This is a genomic window from Cupriavidus sp. DL-D2 (assembly GCF_039710735.1).
Lineage (GTDB): Bacteria > Pseudomonadota > Gammaproteobacteria > Burkholderiales > Burkholderiaceae > Cupriavidus.
This window is the reverse complement of record NZ_JBDKXK010000001.1, coordinates 41,708-61,691: the sequence shown is the minus strand read 5'-3', so window position 1 is coordinate 61,691 and position 19,984 is coordinate 41,708. Positions and strand designations below refer to the sequence as shown.

Here is a 19,984-nt window from a genome sequence, read left to right as displayed (position 1 = left end):
GCGTCGGCTTAGAAGTAGCCTTCCTTTTTACGGCGTTCCATCGACGCTTCGCTCGTCTGGTCGTCCATGCGCGTGGCGCCGCGTTCGGTGATTTCCGTCACGGCCGTCTCGGCGATGATCTCCACCGGCGAGGCGGCGACGCTGGCCACCGGGCACGTGCAGCTGATATCGCCGACGGTACGGAAGCGGACCGACATCACTTCGCTGACGTCGCCATCCTGCTTCGGCGTGATCGGGGTCACCGGCACCAGCAGGCCGTTCTTGCGCACCACTTCGCGTTGATGCGCGTAGTAGATCGGCGGCAGGGCCAGGTTCTCGCGGGCGATGTATTGCCACACGTCGAGCTCGGTCCAGTTCGAGATCGGGAACACGCGCATCTGTTCGCCTTGCGCCATGCGTGCGTTGTACAGGCTCCAGAGCTCCGGACGCTGGGCCTTCGGGTCCCACTGGCCGAACTCGTCGCGGAAGGAGAAGATGCGCTCCTTGGCGCGGGCCTTCTCTTCGTCACGGCGGGCACCGCCCATCAGCGCGTCGTACTTGTGCGCCTCGATGGTCTCCAGCAGCGTCACGGCCTGTGCGGCGTTGCGCGAATCGGTTTCCTTGCGCAGGCGCACGGTGCCGCGCTTGATCGAATCTTCCACATGGCCTACCACCAGGCGCGCGCCGAGTTCGGCCACGCGTTGGTCGCGGAACGCGATGACTTCGGGATAGTTGTGGCCGGTATCGATATGGACCAGCGGAAACGGCAGCTCCACCTTGCGGTCGCCCAGGCGGAACGCCTTCAGCGCCAGGTGCAGCATGACGATCGAGTCCTTGCCGCCCGAGAACAGCAGCGCCGGGTTGCGGCACTCGGCCACCACCTCGCGGATGATGTAGATCGATTCGGCTTCGAGCCGGTCGAGATGGTCGTTCTGGACCTGCAGCAAGTGATCCACGTTGGCGGCCACGCCTGCTTCTGCGATGTCGTTCATGATGCCCATGTCGTTATCGGCCTCTTGTCATTCGTTCAATGCTTGATGTTCTGCTCGTGGAGCCCGCACTCTTTCGAGTCCTTGCTCTCCCACCACCACCGTCCGGCTCGCACGTCTTCACCGGCTTTGACGGCCCGCGTACACGGCTCGCAGCCGATGCTCGGGTAGCCCTTGGCGTGCAGCGCGTTGACGGGCACGTTATGGCGCGTCAGGTAGGCCCACACTTCGGCTTCGGTCCAGTCCGCAAGCGGATTGAACTTGGGAATGCCGCGTGCCTCGTCCATTTCCTCATACGGCAGCTCGGCGCGCGTCACAGCCTGCTCGCGGCGCTGGCCCGTCATCCAGGCATCGGCGTGCGAAAGCGCACGGTTCAGCGGCTCCACCTTGCGAATGCCGCAGCAGCTCTTGCGCAAGTCCACGCTGTCGTAGATCGCGTTCAGGCCATGGTCGCGCACGTACTTCTCCACGACTTCCGGGTCCGGAGTGAACTGTTCCACGGTGTAGCCGTAGTGCTCTTGCACGTCATCCAGCACAGCCAGTGTCTCGGCGTGCAGGCGACCCGTGTTCAGCGTGAACACGCGAATGCCCGCGCGCACGGCGTCGCTGCCGCGCAGGATCGCGTCGGTCAGCACCATGTCCTCGGCAGCCAGGCTCGTGGCAAAGCGCGCACGGTAGAACCGCGCGGCGATGCCGGCCAGCCGTTCGGCCAGCGCAAGCTCCTTGGCGTCGAGGGCTTCGATCGAACCGGTGTACAGCGGCATCGTCCACAGCGCTGGGGGGCGCAGCGACGAGACCTGAGGCACAGCGTCGGCCTCGATCACGGGGATCTCGGAAATCGTGCTCATGCCGAACCTTGCGCGGTCACGTCTGCGCGGGCACGGCGGAACAACGGCAGCGGCTCGTCGACCGAAGCCTGATACGCCACCGTGAATTCGGTGAAGCCCTTGATGGCGTCATCGATGTTGCGATCCGCACGCACGGCGAACGCGTCGAAGCCGCAGCGCTTCATGAAGTTCAATTGGTCGCGCAGCACGTCGCCGATGGCGCGCAGCTGGCCCTTCCAGTGATAGCGCGTGCGCAGCAGGTAGGCCGACGAGAAGCCGCGGCCATCGCGGAACACCGGGAAGTCCACCGCTACCAGCGACACGCGGTCGAACAGCGCCTCGGCATCGCCGGGTTCGTCTTCCGGGGCCAGCCACACGCCGGTGATGGCGGTATCGCGGCCAGCCAGCAGTGCCTCGTTGGCCTTCCACACGGCCAGCGGGAACAGCACGGCGTCACCGCTCTGTGCGGCGGCGGCGATGCGGGCATCGTCGAGCGGCTGCTCTTCGGTGGCGCGCAGCACGGTCCAGTTGTCTTCCACGATGACCGGACGGAATTGGGCCGCGTCATCGCGTTGCAGTTGAATGATCTTCGCCATGTTCAGTCTCTCCCGTTCGTCAGGCCGTGGCGCGCTCTTCGCGCTGCTTGTCGGCGTACACGCGTTCCTTGAACGGCGCGATGCCGATGCGTGCGAACGTGTCGATAAAGCGCTCGTCCTCGGCGCGATGGGCCACGAACGTGTCGATGATGCGCGACACCACTTCAGGCATTTCTTCCGCGCTGAACGACGGGCCGATGACCTTGCCGATGGCCGAGTCATTGCCCTGTGCACCGCCCAGCGTGACCTGGTACCACTCCGAGCCATCCTTATCCACGCCCAGCACGCCGATGTTGCCAACGTGGTGGTGACCGCAGGCGTTGATGCAACCGGAGATGTTCAGCGAGACTTCGCCGAGGTCGTACACGAAATCGAGATTGTCGAAACGCTCCTGGATGGCCAGCGCAATCGGGATCGACTTGGCATTCGCCAGCGAGCAGAAGTCACCACCCGGGCAGGCGATGATGTCCGTCAGCAGCCCGATGTTGGCCGTCGCCAGACCGGCCAGCTTGGCTTCTTCCCACAGCGCGAACAGGTCCTTCTTGCGCACGTCCGGCAGCACGAGGTTCTGCTCGTGCGCCACGCGCAGTTCGCCAAACCCGTAGCGGTCGGCCAGATCGGCCACGGCGTCCATCTGGGCATCCGTCGCATCGCCCGGAGGCGAGACCGGACCCGGCTTGGTCGACAGCGTCACCGACGCGTAACCCGGCACCTTGTGCGCGCGCACGTTACGGCTCACCCAGCGCGCAAACGCCTTGCTTTCCAGCAGGTGCTTCTCGTACGAGGCATCGGTATCGGCCAGCTTTTCATAGGCGGGCGGCTGGAAGTACTGCGCCACGCGGTCGAACTCGACCTGCGTCAGCGTGCCGGGACCATCCTTGCTGAATTGCCACTCTTCCTCGACCTCGGCCGCAAACTTCTCGGCGCCGATAGCCTTCACGAGAATCTTGATACGTGCCTTGTACTTGTTATCGCGGCGACCATAGCGGTTGTACACGCGGATCGCGGATTCCACGTAGGTCAGCATGTGCTGCCACGGCAGGTCTTCCTTGATGATCGTGCCCAGGATCGGCGTGCGGCCCAGGCCGCCACCGGCCAGGATGCGCAGGCGCGTCTCGCCCTGTTCGTTCTTGTACGCGTAGATGCCGATGTCGTGCATCTGCACCACGGCGCGGTCATCCTTCGTGGCCGAGATCGCAATCTTGAACTTGCGCGGCAGGAAGGCGAATTCCGGCTGGAACGTGCTCCACTGGCGCAGCAGTTCGGCCAGCACGCGCGGGTCCACCGATTCGTCCGGCGTCACACCGGCAAACTGGTCGGTCGTGATGTTGCGCACGCAGTTGCCCGAGGTCTGGATGCCGTGCATTTCCACGCTGGCGAGATCGGCCAGTACATCGGGCACGCGCTCCAGTTCCATCCAGTTGTACTGGATGTTCTGGCGCGTGGAGAAGTGACCATAGCCGCGGTCGTACTCACGCGCGATATGGGCCAGCATGCGCATCTGCTTCGATGCCAGCAGGCCGTAGGGAATGGCCACGCGCAGCATGTAGGCATGGCGCTGCATGTACAGGCCGTTCTGCAGGCGCAGCGGCAGGAATTCCTCTTCAGGCAGTTCACCCGCCACGCGGCGGCGAACCTGGTCGCGGAACTGCGCGACGCGTTCCTGGACGATGCGTTGGTCGTATTGATCGTACTGATACATGGCGGGGTCCGTTCAGTATTCGTGAATGCTTAGGAAACGAGCTTGATGGCGACCAGCGTGAGCGTAGTCGCGAGTGCGGCGCGCACGAGCCGCTCGGGCAGCTTTCGTGACAATTGCGCGCCAAGCCAGATGCCGGGGATCGAGCCCACCAGCAGCGCCAGCAACAAATTCCAGTCGACGGTGCCAAGCCACACGTGGCCCAGCCCGGCCACGGCCGTAAGCGGCACGGCGTAGGCGATATCGGTGCCAGCCACTTCGGCGGGCTTCATGTGGGGATACAGCAGCAGGATCAGCGTCGCGCCCACGGCGCCCGCGCCGATCGACGACACCGTGACGAGCACGCCGATCACGGCGCCGACTGCCACGGTCGCCACCACCTGGCGGCGGCCATGCAACTGGAAGCGCGGATTGCGTTCGAGCCACGCCAGCATCTGCTTGCGGAACAGCAGCGACACCACGGTCAGCAGCACCGAGACGCCAATCGTCAGGCGGATGGCATGCAGCCATTGCGCGTTCAGCTCACCCGCGCTCTTGAGCACGAGGATGGCGATCACGGCGGTAGGCAGGCTGCCGAGGCACAGGCGGCGCACCACGGCCCATTGCACATGGCCATGCGCACGATGGGCGATGGTGCCGAAGCCCTTGGTGATGGCCGCGAAGGCCAGATCGGTGCCCACGGCGGTAGCCGGCGAGAAGCCGAACAGCAACGTGAGCAGCGGCGTCATGAGCGAACCCCCGCCTACCCCGGTCAGGCCAACCAGGATACCTACCAGCAGACCGGAGACGGTGAAGGCTAGGGACATCGGGGACTTTTTCTCGACTTGGGCCCGCCTGGGGCGCCAACTTCACCTGGGGCAGGCAAGATGCGGACGCAATTCGGGCAGGCGGGCGTTTAACAAAGTTCGAGAATCGTAATAAACTCGCCTCATATCTCAAACTAATAAGAAGTTGTTTGTTTATACGAGCGAAGTTATATGAATCTCCACCAGTTTCGCTTCGTGCGCGAGGCCGTCCGCCAGAATTACAACCTGACCGAAGCCGCAAAAGCGCTCTACACATCACAACCTGGCGTCTCCAAAGCCATCATCGAGCTTGAGGAAGAGCTGGGTGTCGATATCTTCACGCGGCACGGCAAGCGCATCCGCAGCCTGACCGAGCCGGGCCGCCGCATCCTTGTCTCGGTCGAAAAGATCCTGCAGGAAGTGGAAAGCCTGAAACGCGTGGGCAAGGATTACGCCGCGCAGGACCAGGGCAACTTCACCATCGCCACTACGCACACGCAGGCGCGCTACGCCCTGCCGCGCGTGATCGCGGAGTTCACCAAGCGGTACCCCAAGGTGCGGTTGTCGATCCAGCAGGGCACGCCGGCTCAGATCGCAGACATGATCCTGCACGACCAGGCCGATATCGGTATCGCCACGGAAGGCATCACGCGCGACAAGGCGCTGGTCTCCCTGCCCGGCTACCAGTGGCAGCATGTGGCGATTACACCAGCCGATCATCCGCTGCTAGAGAAGAAGCACCTGACGCTCGACGATCTGGCCGCCTATCCGCTGATCACGTATGACGTGAACTTCGCAGGGCGCCCCAAGATCGACAAGGCATTCGAATTGCGCCAGCTGGAGCCGGACATCATCCTCGAAGCCATCGACGCCGACGTGATCAAGACTTATGTCGAGATCGGCCTGGGTATCGGCATCGTGGCTGGACTGGCCTTCGATCCCGAGCGGGACCGCAATCTGCGCGCGATTCCTGTGGGCCACCTGTTCGGCACCAATGTCACCCATCTGGCCGTCAAGCAAGGCGCGTATCTGCGCAGCTTCGTCTACACCTTCATCGAACTGTTCTCGCCGACGCTGAACCGCAAGCTCGTGGAGCAAGCGATGTCCGGTGATCACGAGGCATATGAGCTGTAAGCTCACCACACGTACATATATATAAGCAATGTCTCCTGCCCAACCCCTCCCCACCATCCACTGGACCGAAGACGGTGCCGAGCACAGCGCGCTCTGGCGTTCCGAGTCCGGCCTGCCGCCGCCCAAGCGCGTGGTGATCGCCGATGACCAGACGCCGGCCGATACTGCCTACCGGCTGGCGAGTGAAGGCACCGCCCTGCTCTGGCGCGGCGATTTTCAGAACGCGCGCCAGTTGCTGCAAGCCATGGCGCGCCGTGTGGACAAGAAGCCGCAACGCAAGTCCCGCAATGCGGACAAGACGCCCGTCAGCATCACCGAATCCTTCCACAAGCACCGCCTGGCCCAATCGCAGCGCGCCCGCACGCTCGGCATGCTGCTGCTGCCGTTCGAGGCGGGCCATGTGGTGCCGCTACGCCGTGCGCCCGATGTGCAGGAAGCCTGCGAACAGGTCTACGGCCCGGCCGATGCGGCTTACGTGGCATCGATGCGCGAACTGCTCGGCCTGATCGGCGCGTATGAATGGCGAAAGAAGGGAGTCGAGATTCCGATGCTCGGCGAGCGCATTCATCCGTGGTACGGCGTGTTCTCGCCCGTGCGCGGCGAGTATCTCGAACTCGTGGCCAAGACGCCGCTGCCGTCCGATACGCTGGCGTTTGACGTTGGCACTGGCACCGGCGTGCTGGCCGCGTTGCTGGCCCAGCGAGGCGTGCGGCGTGTGATCGGCACCGATCAGGACCCGCGCGCGCTGGCCTGCGCACGCGAGAACATCGAACGGCTGGGTCTCGATGACGATGTGGAAATCATCGACGCCAACCTCTTCCCCGAAGGCCGCGCCCCGCTGATCGTCTGCAATCCGCCCTGGGTGCCGGCGCGTCCGAGTTCCGCCATCGAGCACGCGGTATTCGATCCGGAAAGCCGCATGCTGCGCGGTTTCCTGACCGGGCTGGCGGCGCACCTGGAGCCGGGCGGTGAAGGCTGGCTGATCCTGTCGGACTTTGCCGAGCATCTCGGCCTGCGCTCCCGCGAGGAACTGCTGGGCTGGATCGATGCCGCTGGTCTCAAGGTACTGGGCCGCTCGGATGTGCGTCCGCGCCATCCGAAGGCCGCCGATGCCGAAGATCCGCTGCACGCCGCACGCAAGGCCGAAGTCACGTCGCTGTGGCGGCTGGCCGCGAAGTAACCCTTTTCAATCGAGTCCGCAAACATGACGACCGTAGCTTTTATCGGCCTGGGCGCGATGGGCGCTCCGATGGTTGGCCACCTCATCCGCGCCGGCCACACGGTGCGCGCCTTTGTACGCCGCCCCCAGGCCGCCGACGCTGCCCGCGCGCTGGGCGCGGAACCGTTCTTCACACCCGCTGAGGCCGCGCGCGGCGCGGCGGTGGTATTCACGAACGTGACCACATCGGAAGACGTGCGCGAAGTCCTGCTCGGCCAGAACGGCGTGATCGAAGGCGCCGCACCCGGCACCATCTGCGTCGACCACAGCACGATCTCGCCGGTGGTCACGCGCGAGATCGCGCAGGCGCTGGCCGCCAAGGGTATCGAAGCGCTGGACTGCCCGGTATCGGGCGGCACGACCGCCGCTCAGGCGGGCACGCTGACCATCATGGTCGGCGGCAAGGCAGAGAACCTGGAGAAAGTGCGGCCGATGCTGGAGTGCCTTGGCAAGACCATCACGCATATTGGTGACAACGGCGCCGGACAAGTGGCCAAGCTGTGCAACCAGATCGCCCAAGTGGTGAACATCCAGGGCATTGCCGAGGCGATGCGCTTCGCAGGCGCGCAGGGCGTGGATACCGGCAAGGTCTTCCAGGCAATGTCCACCGGCATGGCCGGCAGCCGCATGCTCGACCTGATGGGCCCGAAGATGGTGGCACGCGATTTCGCCGCCGGCATCGAATCGCGGTTGCATGCGAAGGATTTCGGCCTGGCGGCTGATCTGGCGGGGGAGTTGGGTATCGACCTGCCTGCGATGCGGGCTACGTCGGCGCAATTGGTCGAGCTGATGCGTCAGGACTGGGGGAAAGACGATACGTCGTCGTTGCTGAAGGTGCTGGAGTTGAAGGGGTAGTTGATCGCCCTGTGTTCACTCCCCTCTCCCGCCCTGATCTTTCTCCCCTCTCCCGCGTGCGGGAGAGGGGCGGGGGAGAGGGCCAGAGCTTCAAGCTCTAACCACGTCTATCGCAGACGAAGCGCCTGCCCTCTCCCCTAACCCCTCTCCCGCAAGCGGGAGAGGGGAATAAACCATCAGCGGGAATCGAAGCTCAAACCCCCGCAATCATCCCCAACAGCGCCCGGCTCAACACACTGTCATCGCGCATCAAATCATCCATCGCCGTGAAATGGTGCTTGCCCGGCAGCGCGATGTCTTCGCGTGCGTTGTCCGGCCATGCGGCGCGGATCAGCGCATTGTGTCGGTGATACTCGCTCGATTCCAGCTCACCTACCGCCGTGATCAATGGCGCGCCCGTAGCCGGCGTCATATAAGCCGGTGAGAGCCGTGCCACAGCGGCTTCGGTCAGTTGCAGATCCGACTGCAAAAAACCCGTGCGACGCAGCGGCTCCATGTCGTACAGGCCGCTGATCGACAAACCACCCTTGATCAGATCCACCGGCAGGTCGGCACCGACGTCCGGCCAGCGCGCCGCCATCAGCATCGCCACCAGATGTCCGCCCACCGAATGTCCGGCCACAAAAATGCGACGCCGATCATGACCGAGCCGCTCGGCCTCGCGATACAGCCATGCCACCGACTGCAACACCTGACTGACGATCGTCTCGACACTCACCGCCGGACATAGCGCGTAGTTGACCACGGCCACGGACACCCCACGGCGCGTGGGCACGTTCGCCACGAAACTATGGTCGCGCTTGTCCAGCGCGCGGAAGTAGCCGCCATGCACGAAGACCAGCAGCGGCGGCGGATGATCGTCGTCGAGGGAATTGGCGGGAAAGTAGTCGAGGGTCTCGCTGGCGGCATCGCCGTAAGCCAGATCCTCGAAATACGTGACGGCACCCGCGCGCACCAGCGCCGAATCCGCCGCCCATCGCGCCATATGCACGGCGTTGTCCGGCACGTTGGCGCGGTTGTCATACGCCTGGGCGTAGAACGCGGGGTCCTGCGAAGGCAAGGCGGCCAGCGCGGCAAGGCTGGCGGCTACGGTGAGGTCGAGGGTCGGCTCGGCGGACATGGCACTCGGCTCCGGTAAGAAACACGGCGTGGCCGCATGACGCGGCTGCGCGCTATCCTACCCCAACTGCCGTGACCGCCCGATTGCGCCCGTGTGGCCGACGCAGCGCCCAGCGGTTGTGAGGCGCCCGAAAATCCGGCATAATCCGCGTTTCATCGTCGCGTGACGCCCTTCCCGGCCGTTGCCAGACCCATGCCCGGGTGGTGAAACAGGTAGACGCAGGGGACTCAAAATCCCCCGCCGCAAGGCGTGTCGGTTCGAGTCCGACCCCGGGCACCAAAGCTTTCCGCGCATTTCATAAAAAACCCCGCAAGCACCAACGCTGCGGGGTTTTCTGTTTTCTGCACCCCTCATCCAAACGCCCGATACCTCGTCAACTCGATCCCCGCTTCGTTCAGCGCGCGACGGAATTCGTCCGGCTTGAGCAACGGGCTGGCTTCGTTGTAGCGCCACGCCTCGTTGCGGCCTGGGTGGACGGACACCTCGGTCAGTCCTTCGGGCAGCAGTTCGGGCAGGCGCTTGGCCCACATCTCGTCGCCGCTGTCCACGGCGCAGTAGTAGTCGGTGCGCATCAACCCCCAGAACGGGATGGCGAAGACGTTGTTGATCACGCGGCGTTTGCCGTTGGGGCGCAGGAATACGTTCTGCGGACGGCGCACCCAGGTCACGCCGGCGCGGCGCATTTCGGAGCGCAGCGAATAAATGATTGCGGGGAATTTGTGCAGGTGGCCGTGGCTGTCGATGTGCGTGACCTCCACGTAGTTGTCGCGCAGTTCTTCCAGTTGCAGACGGAATTCGCGCCGGATGTCGGCCACCGTCAGCCTGCCCCACATGGCCGCCAGGCGCTGGTCGTCACTTTCGCGGAAGCTGCCGCTTTCGTCGCATAGCGAATTGGCCTGGTTGGCTGCCGGCGCGAAGCCATCCACGATATTGAAGTGCAGGCCGAACGAAAAGCGTTTGCGGTTTTCGCGCGCGTATTCGTAGGCGGCTTTGGAACCCTCGCAACCTACCATGATGGTGGCGCTGGTCAGCAGGCCCGCTTCGAAGCAATCCACCGTGGTGGCGCACGTCTCTTGGTCAAATCCGAAATCGTCGGCATTGATGATCAGGCTGCGCATGTCACAAGCTCCCGGTCTTCCCAATAGTCGGGTTTCGATGGGAATGGAGCTTGAAGCACATCACAGAAAGTTTCTGACCCTGCGCCCAACCAAGCCCCGTTCCAGTGTCGACAAATGCTTTTTTGTTTTTCTTGGCATACATTCAACTACTGCCATACCTGCATGTTGCGGCCTACACCCGTGCCGATATGTGCGGTGCCGCTCGTTGTTTCACGCCGGGTGGAATCCGGATGGACAGACCTTCTCACAGCCCCCGCCGCGCGGTATGTGGCCTGCGCCACGCTGCCGTCGCAGGGTGTCGCCGGGGCATCTGGCGGAGTCAAATCAAACCTTTGCCATGTCAGACATAAACCGCTGGCGAGTGCGGTTGCGCTTGCTTATCCTTCGAGGCTCCAACCAGAACACATCGATACAGGGAACCGACCATGAAGCGACTCCTCGCCAATGCCACCGCCACCGCTGCGGCCCTCGGCTGCGCCGCCCTGCTTGCCGGCTGTGCAGGTGCCAACATGGATAGCCTGACCCAGGCCGGCGGCAGCCTGTTCACGGCCGCCACGCTCAGCGATGCCAGCGTGAAGCAGCTCTCCGACCAGTCCTGCGCCGAGATGGACAAGAAGAACACGCTCGCCGCAGCCGACAGCACCTACGCAAAACGCCTGGTGAACATCATGAGCGGCCTGAAGAACACCGGCCTGCCCCTCGATGCCAAGGTCTATGTGACCAAGGACGTGAATGCGTGGGCCATGGCCAATGGTTGTGTTCGCGTCTACAGCGGACTGATGGACCTGATGACCGACGACGAAGTGCGCGGCGTGCTCGGCCACGAAATCGGACACGTGGCGCTGGGCCACACCAAGGCAGCCATGCAGGTGGCATACACCACGGCGGCGGCGCGCGGGCTGCTCGGCTCCACGGGCAACACGGCGCTGACCGCGTTGTCGTCGTCGCAGATCGGGGAACTGGGCGAGACGTTTATCAATGCCCAGTTCTCGCAGCGCCAGGAGTCGGCGGCCGACGATTACTCGTTCGACCTGCTCACGAAGAACGGGGCCAACCGGCAAGCGCTGGTGACCGCGTTCCAGAAACTGGCCAAGCTCGATGGCGGCAAGTCGAGCATGCTGAGCTCACACCCTGGTTCCGATGCACGCGCCAAGCACATCCAGGATCGACTCAACAGCGGAAAGTGATGGGTAAGTAATGGGTGGCCGCATCGGCCGCTTTGAATCCGCGCCAACTGCAACACCCCAGCCCCGCCCATGCGGGGCTTTTTCTTGCGCGGAGCAGAATAATTGAAGGATTTACGATCCCGTTTAATACGCTGTCAAAAGCTTTCAGTACGCACGTCGCGACCCCACGCTGATAATGGCTCTCGCCTGCCGCACGGCCGCAGGCTTGCCATGAGCCATAGGGAGGCCCGCGTCGCGTCATGCCATCCGTATCCGCCCCGCAGTCCGGCCACGCCGTGAGCGGCCCAGCCTTCCTCGATTCCAATCCTCTCTCCCCGACGCCATTGCGTGGCCGTTTGGCTAGTTGCGCGATGGTCAGCCGCGGCATGGTGCCGCAGTAGCTGTGTCCGGCATGCCCGGCGCCTCGCGCACCGGATCATGCGCCCCCTCATCCGCGTCACGCTTTAAGGAGGTTCCATGGATTGGTTACATGCCATCTTCCAGAAATCACCCGAGTCAGCGCTGTTCCTGTCGCTGGCCATCGGGTACGCCATCGGCAAGATCACCTTCGGGAAATTCCAGTTGGGCGGCGTCGCTGGCTCGCTGCTGGCCGCCGTGATCATCAGCCAGGTGGGCGTGGAGATCGACAACGGCGTAAAGGCCGTGATGTTCGCCGTGTTCATCTATGCGGTGGGCTATGAAAGCGGACCGCAGTTCTTCAACTCGCTGAACCGCAGTTCGCTGCGCGAGATTGCGATGGCCGTGTTCATGGCCGTGGCCGGTCTCGTCACCGTGGTAGTGCTGGCCAAGCTGTTCCATCTCGACAAGGGCCTGGCCGCAGGGCTCGCAGCGGGCGGCATGACGCAGTCCGCCATCATCGGCACGGCGGGCGACGCCATCACCAAGCTAGGGCTGCCGCCTGACGTGGTGAAGACCATGCAGGCCAACGTGGCCATCGGCTACGCGGTGACCTATGTGTTCGGCTCGCTCGGCGCCATCATCGTCTGCGTGAACATCCTGCCGCGCTTCATGGGTTCGGACCTGAAGACCGATGCCAAGAAGATGGAGGCCGCCATGCACGGCGGCCTGCCGCAGTTTGGTCCAGGCCAGGCTGGCGCGCTGCCCCGGCTCGTGGGCCGCTTGTTCCGCGTCACCGGCGCCGCCGGGAAGTCGGTCAAGGACATCGAAGTGGGCGGAGAGGACCTGGTCACGGTAGAGAAGGTCCAGCGCGGCGGCAAACCCCTCGCGTTCGATCAGAACACCGTTCTCGAAGCCGGAGACCTGGTGCTGCTGGTGGGCCGCCGCGACGCGATGGTGCCCACCGCGCTTGTGATCGGCGAAGAAGTGGCCGACGCCGAAGGCATGGGCATGGTCATGCAGACGCGACGCGCCGTGTTCACGCTCAAGGGCATGAACAACAAGTCGGTGACCGAAATCATTGCCCAGGTCGGCCGCGACATGCGCCATGGCGTCTACGTGGAGCGCATCGAACGCTATGACCATCCGCTGCCGATCCTGCCCGACCTGAAGCTGCAGCATGGGGACATCCTCACCTTCTACGGTACGCCCGAAGACACCAAGCGCGCCGTCAAGCACGCGGGCTATGAACTGGTGCCCAGCGAGAAGACCGATTTCGTGTACTTCGGCGCTGGCGTACTGGTGGGCCTGCTGATCGGACTGCTGGTGGTGCGCATCGGCTCCATCCCGCTCACGCTGGGTTCGGGTGGCGGCGCGCTGCTGTCGGGTCTCGTCTTCGGCTGGATGCGGTCCAAGCATCCGATGTACGGCGCGATGCCTACCGCCGCATGCCAGCTGCTCAAGGATTTCGGGCTGGCGGCGTTCGTCGCGATTGTCGGCCTGAACTCTGGCCTGCAGGCCGTGGACACGTTGCGCCAGAGCGGCCTGCAGATCTTCCTGCTTGGCGCCGTGGTCACGCTGCTGCCGCTGTTCCTGACGATGCTGTTCGGCCGCTACGTGCTCAAGTACGACAACGCCGCGATCCTGGCCGGTGCGCTGTCCGGTTCGCGCAGCGCCAACCCCGCGTTCGGCGGCATCCTCGACAAGGCCGAAAGCCCGGTGCCGACCGTGCCCTTCGCCATTACCTATGCCCTGGCCAACGTGCTGCTGACACTGCTTGGCCCACTAGTGGTCGGCCTGGTCTGACCAGACTGCCGATCCCCCTCACTCGTCGATCAATCGAAATCCCAGGAGGCTACACACCATGAGCAAACCGGATCTCTCCAAGCTGGCGAGCCTGTCGCCGTTCGAACTGAAGGATGAACTGATCAAGCTGGCCAGCAGCGACTCCAACCGCCTGATGCTCAACGCCGGACGCGGCAACCCGAACTTCCTTGCCACGGTGCCGCGCCATGGCTTCTGGCAGCTCGGCCTGTTCGCGATGCGCGAGTCCGAGCGCTCGTTCCAGTACATGCCCGAAGGCGTGGGCGGCTTTCCGCGCCGCGATGGCATCGAGGAACGCTTCGATTTGTTCGCACGCGATCACCAGGACGTGCCAGGCGTGAAGTTCCTGGCCGGTGCGGTGTCGTACGTCCGCGACCAGCTTGGCCTGAACGCCGGCGATTTCCTCTACGAGATGTGCGAGGGCATCCTGGCGTGCAACTACCCCGTGCCGGACCGCATGCTCAAGCTGAGCGAGGTGATCGTCGGCCAGTACATCCGCAAGGAGATGATCGGCAACCACCCGTTCATCGGCGACTTCGATCTCTTCGCGGTGGAAGGCGGCACAGCCGCCATGACGTACCTGTTCAATTCGATGCGCGAGAACCACCTGCTCAAGGCGGGCGACAAGATCGCGCTGGGCATGCCGATCTTCACGCCGTATATCGAAATTCCGGAACTGAACGATTACCAGCTTGTGGAACTGTCGATCGATGCGGACCCCGAATCGCGTTGGCAGTACTCCAACAAGGAACTCGACAAGCTGCGCGACCCCAGCGTCAAGGCGTTCTTCCTCGTCAATCCGAGCAACCCGCCGTCGGTGCGCATGAGCGATGAAAGCCTGGAGTACCTGGCGTCGATCATCGAGGAACGTCCCGACCTGATCATCCTGACTGACGATGTCTACGGCACCTTCGCCGACAACTTCGTTTCGCTGTTCGCGCTGTGCCCGCGCAACACCATCCTGGTCTATTCGTTCTCGAAGTACTTCGGTGCCACGGGTTGGCGGCTCGGTGTCATTGCCACGCATCGCGAGAATATCTTCGACGACAAGCTTGCCAAGCTGCCGAAGGACCAGCGCGAGCAACTCCACAAGCGCTACCACTCGATCACCACCACGCCGGACCAGCTCAAGTTCATCGACCGCATCGTGGCCGACAGCCGCACCGTGGCGCTGAACCACACGGCGGGGCTGTCCACGCCGCAGCAGGTGCAGATGGTGCTGTTCTCGTTGTTCTCGCTGATGGATACGCCCGACGCGTACAAGCAGGCGATGAAGCGGCTGATCCGTAGTCGGAAGGCCGCGCTGTACCGCGAGATCGGCATCGCGCCCGATGATGCGGTGGACCCCAACGTGGTGGACTACTACACGCTGCTCGATATCGAGCAACTCGGCGGCAAAGCCATCGGACCCGAATTTGTGAAATGGGTGCTGGCATCGGCCGAACCGGCGGAATTGCTGTTCCGCCTGGCCGAGGAGGCGGGTGTGGTGCTGCTGCCCGGACGCGGCTTTGGCACACGCCATCCGTCTGGCCGTGTCTCGCTGGCCAACCTTAACGAATCGGATTACCAGAAGATCGGCAAATCGATCCGCAAACTGTTCGAGGAATATGTAGCGCAGTACAACAAGGCCACGGGCAGCAAGACCGATACGAAGGTCACCAAAAAGTAGTAGTCGTAAGTCTTTTGCCGCAAGCACGGTGCGGGGCGCCTGCTCCGCACCTTTCCTTCACCTCTCCTTCACCTGCCTCTCGCTCGTCACACTTCTTCCCGGTTTCACCGGGGATGTCTCCCTCGCTGCACAGCTTTCCACTTCACGCTCGTTCGCAAATCAGAAACATCTCAATTTCGTCATTCAGCGATTTCTGAGGGGGCAGCCGGTCCCTAGACTTCCGCTCGTGACGTCGCCCGGTCTCGCGTCGAAGTCATGCCAACGCCTTCGGACACCATGCCTCACGTTTTTGCGCCATGACCACGACCCTCATATCGTTGCGTCGTGCCCGGTCCATGTTCCCCGCGGCACTTGTCTTTCTCCTTGGGATCTGGGGATTCAGCCCGGGTGCACAGGCACAGCAATGCACCATGTCGACATCGCCTGCAACGATTTCCTTCGGCAGCATCAGTACTGCACGGGATGCACGGGTAGGCGCCGAACTGAGTGAGGTCAGGACGTCGACCACGACGGTAACTTGTCCCGCGAATCTCGGACGTATCCAATGCATAACCGTCGCCGGCCAACGAGAATCCTGCTATGTCCTCCACGGGGGCTTCAGCCTGCGGGCCTACGCGACCCTTCCCACATCGTCCACGGTCAACGACGTATGGGAAACGGGCTACCCCGGTGTCGGCATACGCGTGCGCAGCAGAACTTATGACAATCGCGTGCTTTCCAATGTGAGCAGCGGCAGCTTCCAGAGTTTTCTTCCGAACACCGGCTCAAGACCCGACACCTACATCGCCCAGTTCACCTACCAGTTGGTCAAGACGGGGCCGGTCACCGGCACCGGAACAATGCAGGTCGGCAGGCTGTTCCGGCTGGTGAGTGCCAACGGCAACACGAATGTCACGTCGGGCACACTGTCTTCGGTCGGGCTCGGCGATACCACTGTCACAGGGCGCTCCTGTCTTGTGACCACGCCCAGCGTGGATGTACCACTACCCACGATTTCGCGGTCGACACTAGGCAACGTGGGGGATACGGCAGGCAGGACCGCCTTCCGCATCGGCATCAATTGCCAGCAGGATACGAACGTACAGGTGCATATGACGTTGACCGATGCCACGACGCCGGGCAACCGGACAAACCTGCTATCGCTGACGAGCGGCTCCACGGCCCAGGGCGTACGGTTGCGGATCACGAACCCCTCGGGAGACGCGGTACGTTTCGGACCGGACGCCGCAACGACGCTGAACACCCATCAATTTCTGATCGGGCCATCCAGCACGACCGACAATATTCCATTCAGCGTCGACTATGTGGCCACGGGGGAAGTGCAACCCGGCACGGTCATCGGAATCGCCACGTTCACGATGAGTTACCAGTAGTCCCTGGCGGCACCCCTTCCCAACGAATCTCAGAAAATTCCTAAATTCGTCGATCAGCCATTTCTTGGTCGATCTCCCATCCATAGACTTGGCGATGCCACATCGGATTTCGGTGCGGTACCGCCTCCCCCCCGAGGACGTCCAACTAGATACACTCGATTGCTTTGCATCATGAAATACCTGCTCAATGCGGTTCGTCGCGGCCGCCACGCGATGTCGGCATCACTGTTCGTCGTCCTGGCATGCTGGGGCATCAGTCCAGGTGCGTACGCCCAGATTCAGCCACCGCCGCGGCCGCCGGTATTGCAATGCACGATGTCGACCTCGCCATCGACAATCTCTTTCGGCACGATCAGTGTCGCCCGGGACGCACCCGTCGGCACACCGCTGAGCGCTATCCGATCCAGCGTGACAACGATCAATTGCCCGCGAAACGTATGGCAAGGCAGTAGAAGTGTTGGCTTCTACCTGCAGTATTTTCCACGCGCCGCAGTCTCCACTACCGTTCCCGATGTCTGGCAAACCAACATTCCCGGCGTCGGCGTGCGGGTCATCAGTACGAGTTACGACAACAAGGTACTGTCGGAAATTCCGCTCGGCAGATGGGACGACTTCGCGCCGAATGTCGGTGCAGACAGGTACTCCGGAAGTGCCACATTCACGTACCAGTTGATCAAGACTGGCCGCGTGGACACTGGGGCCATTGGCGGATCGGTGTCGATGGGTGAACTGCTTCAGCTCGTCAGCCACAACATTCCGCGTAACCAGACGTCATCGCCGCCGCTATCGGCTATAGGGATTGGCAACACCACCATCATGTCGAGATCCTGCACCGCCACCACGCCCGCCGTGAATGTCGAGATGCCAACGGTCAACCGCACCGCGCTCGACAGGGTCGGGGACACGGCGGGCACCACCTACTTTCGCGTGGGCGTGTCATGCCAGAACGACGCCAGGCTGCAGGTGCACATGACACTGAGCGACGCCACGACGCCCGGCAACCGCACGGACATGCTGACGCTGACGCGTGCCTCCACCGCCCAGGGCGTGCAGTTGCAAATCACAGGTCCGACGGGTCAGGTCGTGCGCTTCGGCGCGGATAGCTCCGCGGCCGAAACCACCAATCAGTTCGAGATCGGACCTTCCCAGCCGGTCATCGATATGCCGTTCAGTGTGAAATACATCTCCACGGGCGCAGTGACACCCGGCACTGTCACCGGGCTGGCCACCTTCACGATGAGCTATCAGTAGCCCGGCTGCAGCAACCCCACACCAGAAAGAACTCGGAAGACTTCCGATTTCGTTGATTGACGATATCTGTAACAAGCGACGTTTCATAGACTTTGGCCTCATCGCGTCCTGCGGAGTTGGCCTTGTTCAATCCAGTTCGTAGCGGCTGGCTATCCATGCCGGCATCACTGATGATGGCTTTGGGCTGCCTGGGAATGTCCCCAGGTGCGCACGCCCAATATCCGCCGCCGTTGCAGTGCACATTGTCGACCACGCCGACGACGATCACCTTCAATGACATCAACATCGCGCGCGACGCGCCCATAGGTGCGCCGCTAAGCGAGATTCGCTCGAGCGTAACCACCTTCAATTGCCCGCCGAATGCGCCCTGGTGGATGTGGGGCAGGTACCCGGGCTTCTTCCTGCAGATGTATACGCAACGCCCGGTCTCCCTCACCGTTCCCAGTTCCTGGGAAACCGGCATGCCCGGCATCGGGATACGGGTCGTCAGCGTGGAATACGACACGGTCATGTCGTCATTGCGTTCATTTGGACCGAACAACTTCACGCGACGCGTCAACGCGGCCGGTGTCTCCGGCCATGCCACATTCACTTACCAGCTGATCAAGACCGGCTCGATAACCGTCAGCGGACCGCTGTCGATCGGGGAACTCTTCCGGCTGGTCAGCCACAACATCCCGTATGACGTGACATCCCCGACGCTGTCGTCGGTAGCCATCGTCAATTCGAACATCACTGCCAGATCCTGCAGCGTCACCACGCCCAGCGTCGGTGTTTCGATGCCAACCGTCTCCCGAGCGTCGCTAGTCCAAGGCGGCGCTGCGGCTGGCGCCACACCTTTCCGCATCAACATCGCATGCCCGAGCGATTCCCGGGTGCGGGTGTATATGACATTCAGCGATGTCACCACTCCCGGCAACCGGACAGATCGGCTGACGCTGACACCAGACTCCACCGCCCGAGGCGTGCGGTTGCAGATCACGGGACCATCGGGACGGGCCGTGCGCTACGGACCAGACTCCCCGAACCCCCGGAACTTCAATCAGTTCCTGGTGGGGCCATCCGAGACGACCTCGGATATTTTGTTCATCGCGGAATATGTCGCCACGGGCGCGGTGACCCCGGGCACGGTCGTCGGGCTTGCCACCTTCACAATGAGCTATCAGTGAGCAATCCCTGGCTGGCTCAGCGCGCTTCCACGAACCCCAACACCGTCTCCAGCATCTGGCGGATGGCCGGGCGGATGTTCGCGGCCTTGCCCTCGTCGTAGGCAAACGGGTAGATCTCTTCCATATAGGAAGACTGTGTCTGTTCCAGTTGGATGGCGTGGATGCCATCCGCTGGTTTGCCGTATTGGCGCGTGATGTAGCCGCCCTTGAAACGGCCGTTCAGCGCGGCGGTGTGATTCGGCACACCGTTCGCGATCTCGAACAGGCTGGCAGCAAGCGCTGCATCGCAACTCTTGCCATCGGCGGTGCCCAGGTTGAAGTCGGGCAGCTTGCCTTCGAAGAAACGTGGCAGCACCGAGCGGATCGAGTGTGCATCCCACAATGCGATGGTGCCGTGCGCATCGCGCAGGCGTTTCAGTTCTTCCTGCAGCGCGTTGTGGTACGGATGCCAGACGGCGTCGCGGCGCAGCGCGATCTCGGCATCGTCGGGACCATGCGTGCCATCGGCATAGACCGGCGTCTTGTCGAACGTATCGACCGGGCACAGGCCCGTAGTGTCCTGGCCCGGATAGAGATTCGCGTTATCGGGCGGGCGGTTCAAGTCCACCACGTAGCGCGAGTGCGTCGCCATCAGGATCGACGCGCCTAACTCACGCGCGAAATCGTAGAGGCGATCCATGTGCCAGTCGGTGTCGGGCACGGTGCGCGCCTCGGGCGTGAAGCGCGACGCCAGTTGCGCAGGAACATGCGTGCCGACGTGCGGCATCGAGATCAGCAGCGGACGCGTGCCGCGCTGCAGGGTGAAAGCGGGGATATCGGTGGTAAAGGCGGACATCGTATTTCAGGGGCGCTTG

The 19,984-nt window shown here is 63.0% G+C and carries 17 protein-coding genes and 1 tRNA gene; 10 read left to right on the top strand and 8 right to left on the bottom strand.

What is annotated here, in order from left to right; translation table 11 throughout:
* Nucleotides 1-8: 8 nt before the first annotated feature.
* Genes cysD through ABDB81_RS00250 form a run of 5 tightly spaced genes read right to left on the bottom strand, consistent with a single transcriptional unit; the run spans nucleotide 9 to nucleotide 4,896 of the window.
* Nucleotides 9-980 carry a sulfate adenylyltransferase subunit CysD gene (gene cysD, locus ABDB81_RS00270; protein ID WP_346809268.1) on the bottom strand — a complete coding sequence of 324 codons (972 nt, stop codon included), beginning with the start codon at nucleotides 978-980 and terminating at the stop codon, nucleotides 9-11.
* Between the two features lie 26 nt (nucleotides 981-1,006).
* Nucleotides 1,007-1,816 (bottom strand): phosphoadenylyl-sulfate reductase, encoded by an 810-nt coding sequence (locus tag ABDB81_RS00265; protein ID WP_160472906.1) that lies wholly within the window; start codon nucleotides 1,814-1,816, stop codon nucleotides 1,007-1,009.
* The gene (locus ABDB81_RS00260; RefSeq protein WP_137926141.1) at nucleotides 1,813-2,391 is read right to left on the bottom strand and encodes a DUF934 domain-containing protein; all 579 of its coding nucleotides are present in this window, start codon (nucleotides 2,389-2,391) and stop codon (nucleotides 1,813-1,815) included. Before ABDB81_RS00260 ends, ABDB81_RS00265 begins: the two co-directional genes overlap by 4 nt.
* A 19-nt stretch (nucleotides 2,392-2,410) precedes the next feature.
* Nucleotides 2,411-4,093, bottom strand: coding sequence for a nitrite/sulfite reductase (locus tag ABDB81_RS00255; RefSeq protein WP_137926140.1), 1,683 nt, complete (start codon nucleotides 4,091-4,093; stop codon nucleotides 2,411-2,413).
* Between the two features lie 29 nt (nucleotides 4,094-4,122).
* Complete coding sequence (locus ABDB81_RS00250; protein WP_137926139.1) at nucleotides 4,123-4,896, bottom strand: sulfite exporter TauE/SafE family protein; 774 nt, start codon at nucleotides 4,894-4,896, stop codon at nucleotides 4,123-4,125.
* 171 nt (nucleotides 4,897-5,067) lie between these two features.
* Here ABDB81_RS00250 and ABDB81_RS00245 point away from each other — a divergent pair, with 171 nt between their 5' ends.
* Genes ABDB81_RS00245 through ABDB81_RS00235 form a run of 3 tightly spaced genes read left to right on the top strand, consistent with a single transcriptional unit; the run spans nucleotide 5,068 to nucleotide 8,083 of the window.
* Nucleotides 5,068-6,009 carry a CysB family HTH-type transcriptional regulator gene (locus ABDB81_RS00245; RefSeq protein ID WP_137926138.1) on the top strand — a complete coding sequence of 314 codons (942 nt, stop codon included), beginning with the start codon at nucleotides 5,068-5,070 and terminating at the stop codon, nucleotides 6,007-6,009.
* Nucleotides 6,010-6,037: 28 nt separating this feature from the next.
* Nucleotides 6,038-7,189, top strand: a complete 1,152-nt coding sequence (locus tag ABDB81_RS00240) for a class I SAM-dependent methyltransferase (protein WP_346809265.1) — start codon at nucleotides 6,038-6,040, stop codon at nucleotides 7,187-7,189.
* A 24-nt stretch (nucleotides 7,190-7,213) separates the two neighbouring features.
* On the top strand, nucleotides 7,214-8,083 hold the full coding sequence (locus ABDB81_RS00235; protein WP_346809263.1) for an NAD(P)-dependent oxidoreductase: 870 nt from the start codon (nucleotides 7,214-7,216) through the stop codon (nucleotides 8,081-8,083).
* 193 nt (nucleotides 8,084-8,276) lie between these two features.
* Here ABDB81_RS00235 and ABDB81_RS00230 read toward each other — a convergent pair whose 3' ends face one another.
* Nucleotides 8,277-9,203 carry an alpha/beta hydrolase gene (locus ABDB81_RS00230; protein WP_346809261.1) on the bottom strand — a complete coding sequence of 309 codons (927 nt, stop codon included), beginning with the start codon at nucleotides 9,201-9,203 and terminating at the stop codon, nucleotides 8,277-8,279.
* Nucleotides 9,204-9,397: 194 nt separating this feature from the next.
* Between ABDB81_RS00230 and ABDB81_RS00225 the strand changes: the two genes are divergently transcribed.
* A tRNA-Leu gene (locus ABDB81_RS00225) sits at nucleotides 9,398-9,482 on the top strand.
* Between the two features lie 71 nt (nucleotides 9,483-9,553).
* Here the strand turns inward: ABDB81_RS00225 and ABDB81_RS00220 are convergent.
* A complete protein-coding gene (locus ABDB81_RS00220; protein ID WP_160472910.1) occupies nucleotides 9,554-10,321 on the bottom strand; it encodes a ChbG/HpnK family deacetylase in 768 nt (255 codons plus the stop codon).
* Nucleotides 10,322-10,746: 425 nt separating this feature from the next.
* Here ABDB81_RS00220 and ABDB81_RS00215 point away from each other — a divergent pair, with 425 nt between their 5' ends.
* The 6 genes from ABDB81_RS00215 to ABDB81_RS00190 all read left to right on the top strand — a co-directional run bounded on the left by ABDB81_RS00215 (nucleotide 10,747) and on the right by ABDB81_RS00190 (nucleotide 19,130).
* The gene (locus ABDB81_RS00215; protein ID WP_137926133.1) at nucleotides 10,747-11,508 is read left to right on the top strand and encodes a M48 family metallopeptidase; all 762 of its coding nucleotides are present in this window, start codon (nucleotides 10,747-10,749) and stop codon (nucleotides 11,506-11,508) included.
* 456 nt (nucleotides 11,509-11,964) lie between these two features.
* Nucleotides 11,965-13,650, top strand: coding sequence for an aspartate-alanine antiporter (aspT, locus tag ABDB81_RS00210; protein WP_137926132.1), 1,686 nt, complete (start codon nucleotides 11,965-11,967; stop codon nucleotides 13,648-13,650).
* Nucleotides 13,651-13,708: 58 nt separating this feature from the next.
* Complete coding sequence (locus ABDB81_RS00205) at nucleotides 13,709-15,337, top strand: bifunctional aspartate transaminase/aspartate 4-decarboxylase (protein ID WP_346809259.1); 1,629 nt, start codon at nucleotides 13,709-13,711, stop codon at nucleotides 15,335-15,337.
* A 410-nt stretch (nucleotides 15,338-15,747) separates the two neighbouring features.
* On the top strand, nucleotides 15,748-16,710 hold the full coding sequence (locus ABDB81_RS00200) for a fimbrial protein (RefSeq protein ID WP_346809257.1): 963 nt from the start codon (nucleotides 15,748-15,750) through the stop codon (nucleotides 16,708-16,710).
* A gap of 408 nt (nucleotides 16,711-17,118) precedes the next feature.
* Nucleotides 17,119-17,961, top strand: coding sequence for a fimbrial protein (locus tag ABDB81_RS00195; RefSeq protein ID WP_346809256.1), 843 nt, complete (start codon nucleotides 17,119-17,121; stop codon nucleotides 17,959-17,961).
* Nucleotides 17,962-18,083: 122 nt separating this feature from the next.
* The gene (locus ABDB81_RS00190; protein ID WP_137926128.1) at nucleotides 18,084-19,130 is read left to right on the top strand and encodes a fimbrial protein; all 1,047 of its coding nucleotides are present in this window, start codon (nucleotides 18,084-18,086) and stop codon (nucleotides 19,128-19,130) included.
* 16 nt (nucleotides 19,131-19,146) lie between these two features.
* Here the strand turns inward: ABDB81_RS00190 and hutG are convergent, their stop codons facing one another.
* Nucleotides 19,147-19,965: an N-formylglutamate deformylase gene (gene hutG / locus ABDB81_RS00185; RefSeq protein WP_137926127.1), complete on the bottom strand. Its 819-nt coding sequence runs from the start codon at nucleotides 19,963-19,965 to the stop codon at nucleotides 19,147-19,149.
* Between the last annotated feature and the right edge of the window lie 19 nt (nucleotides 19,966-19,984).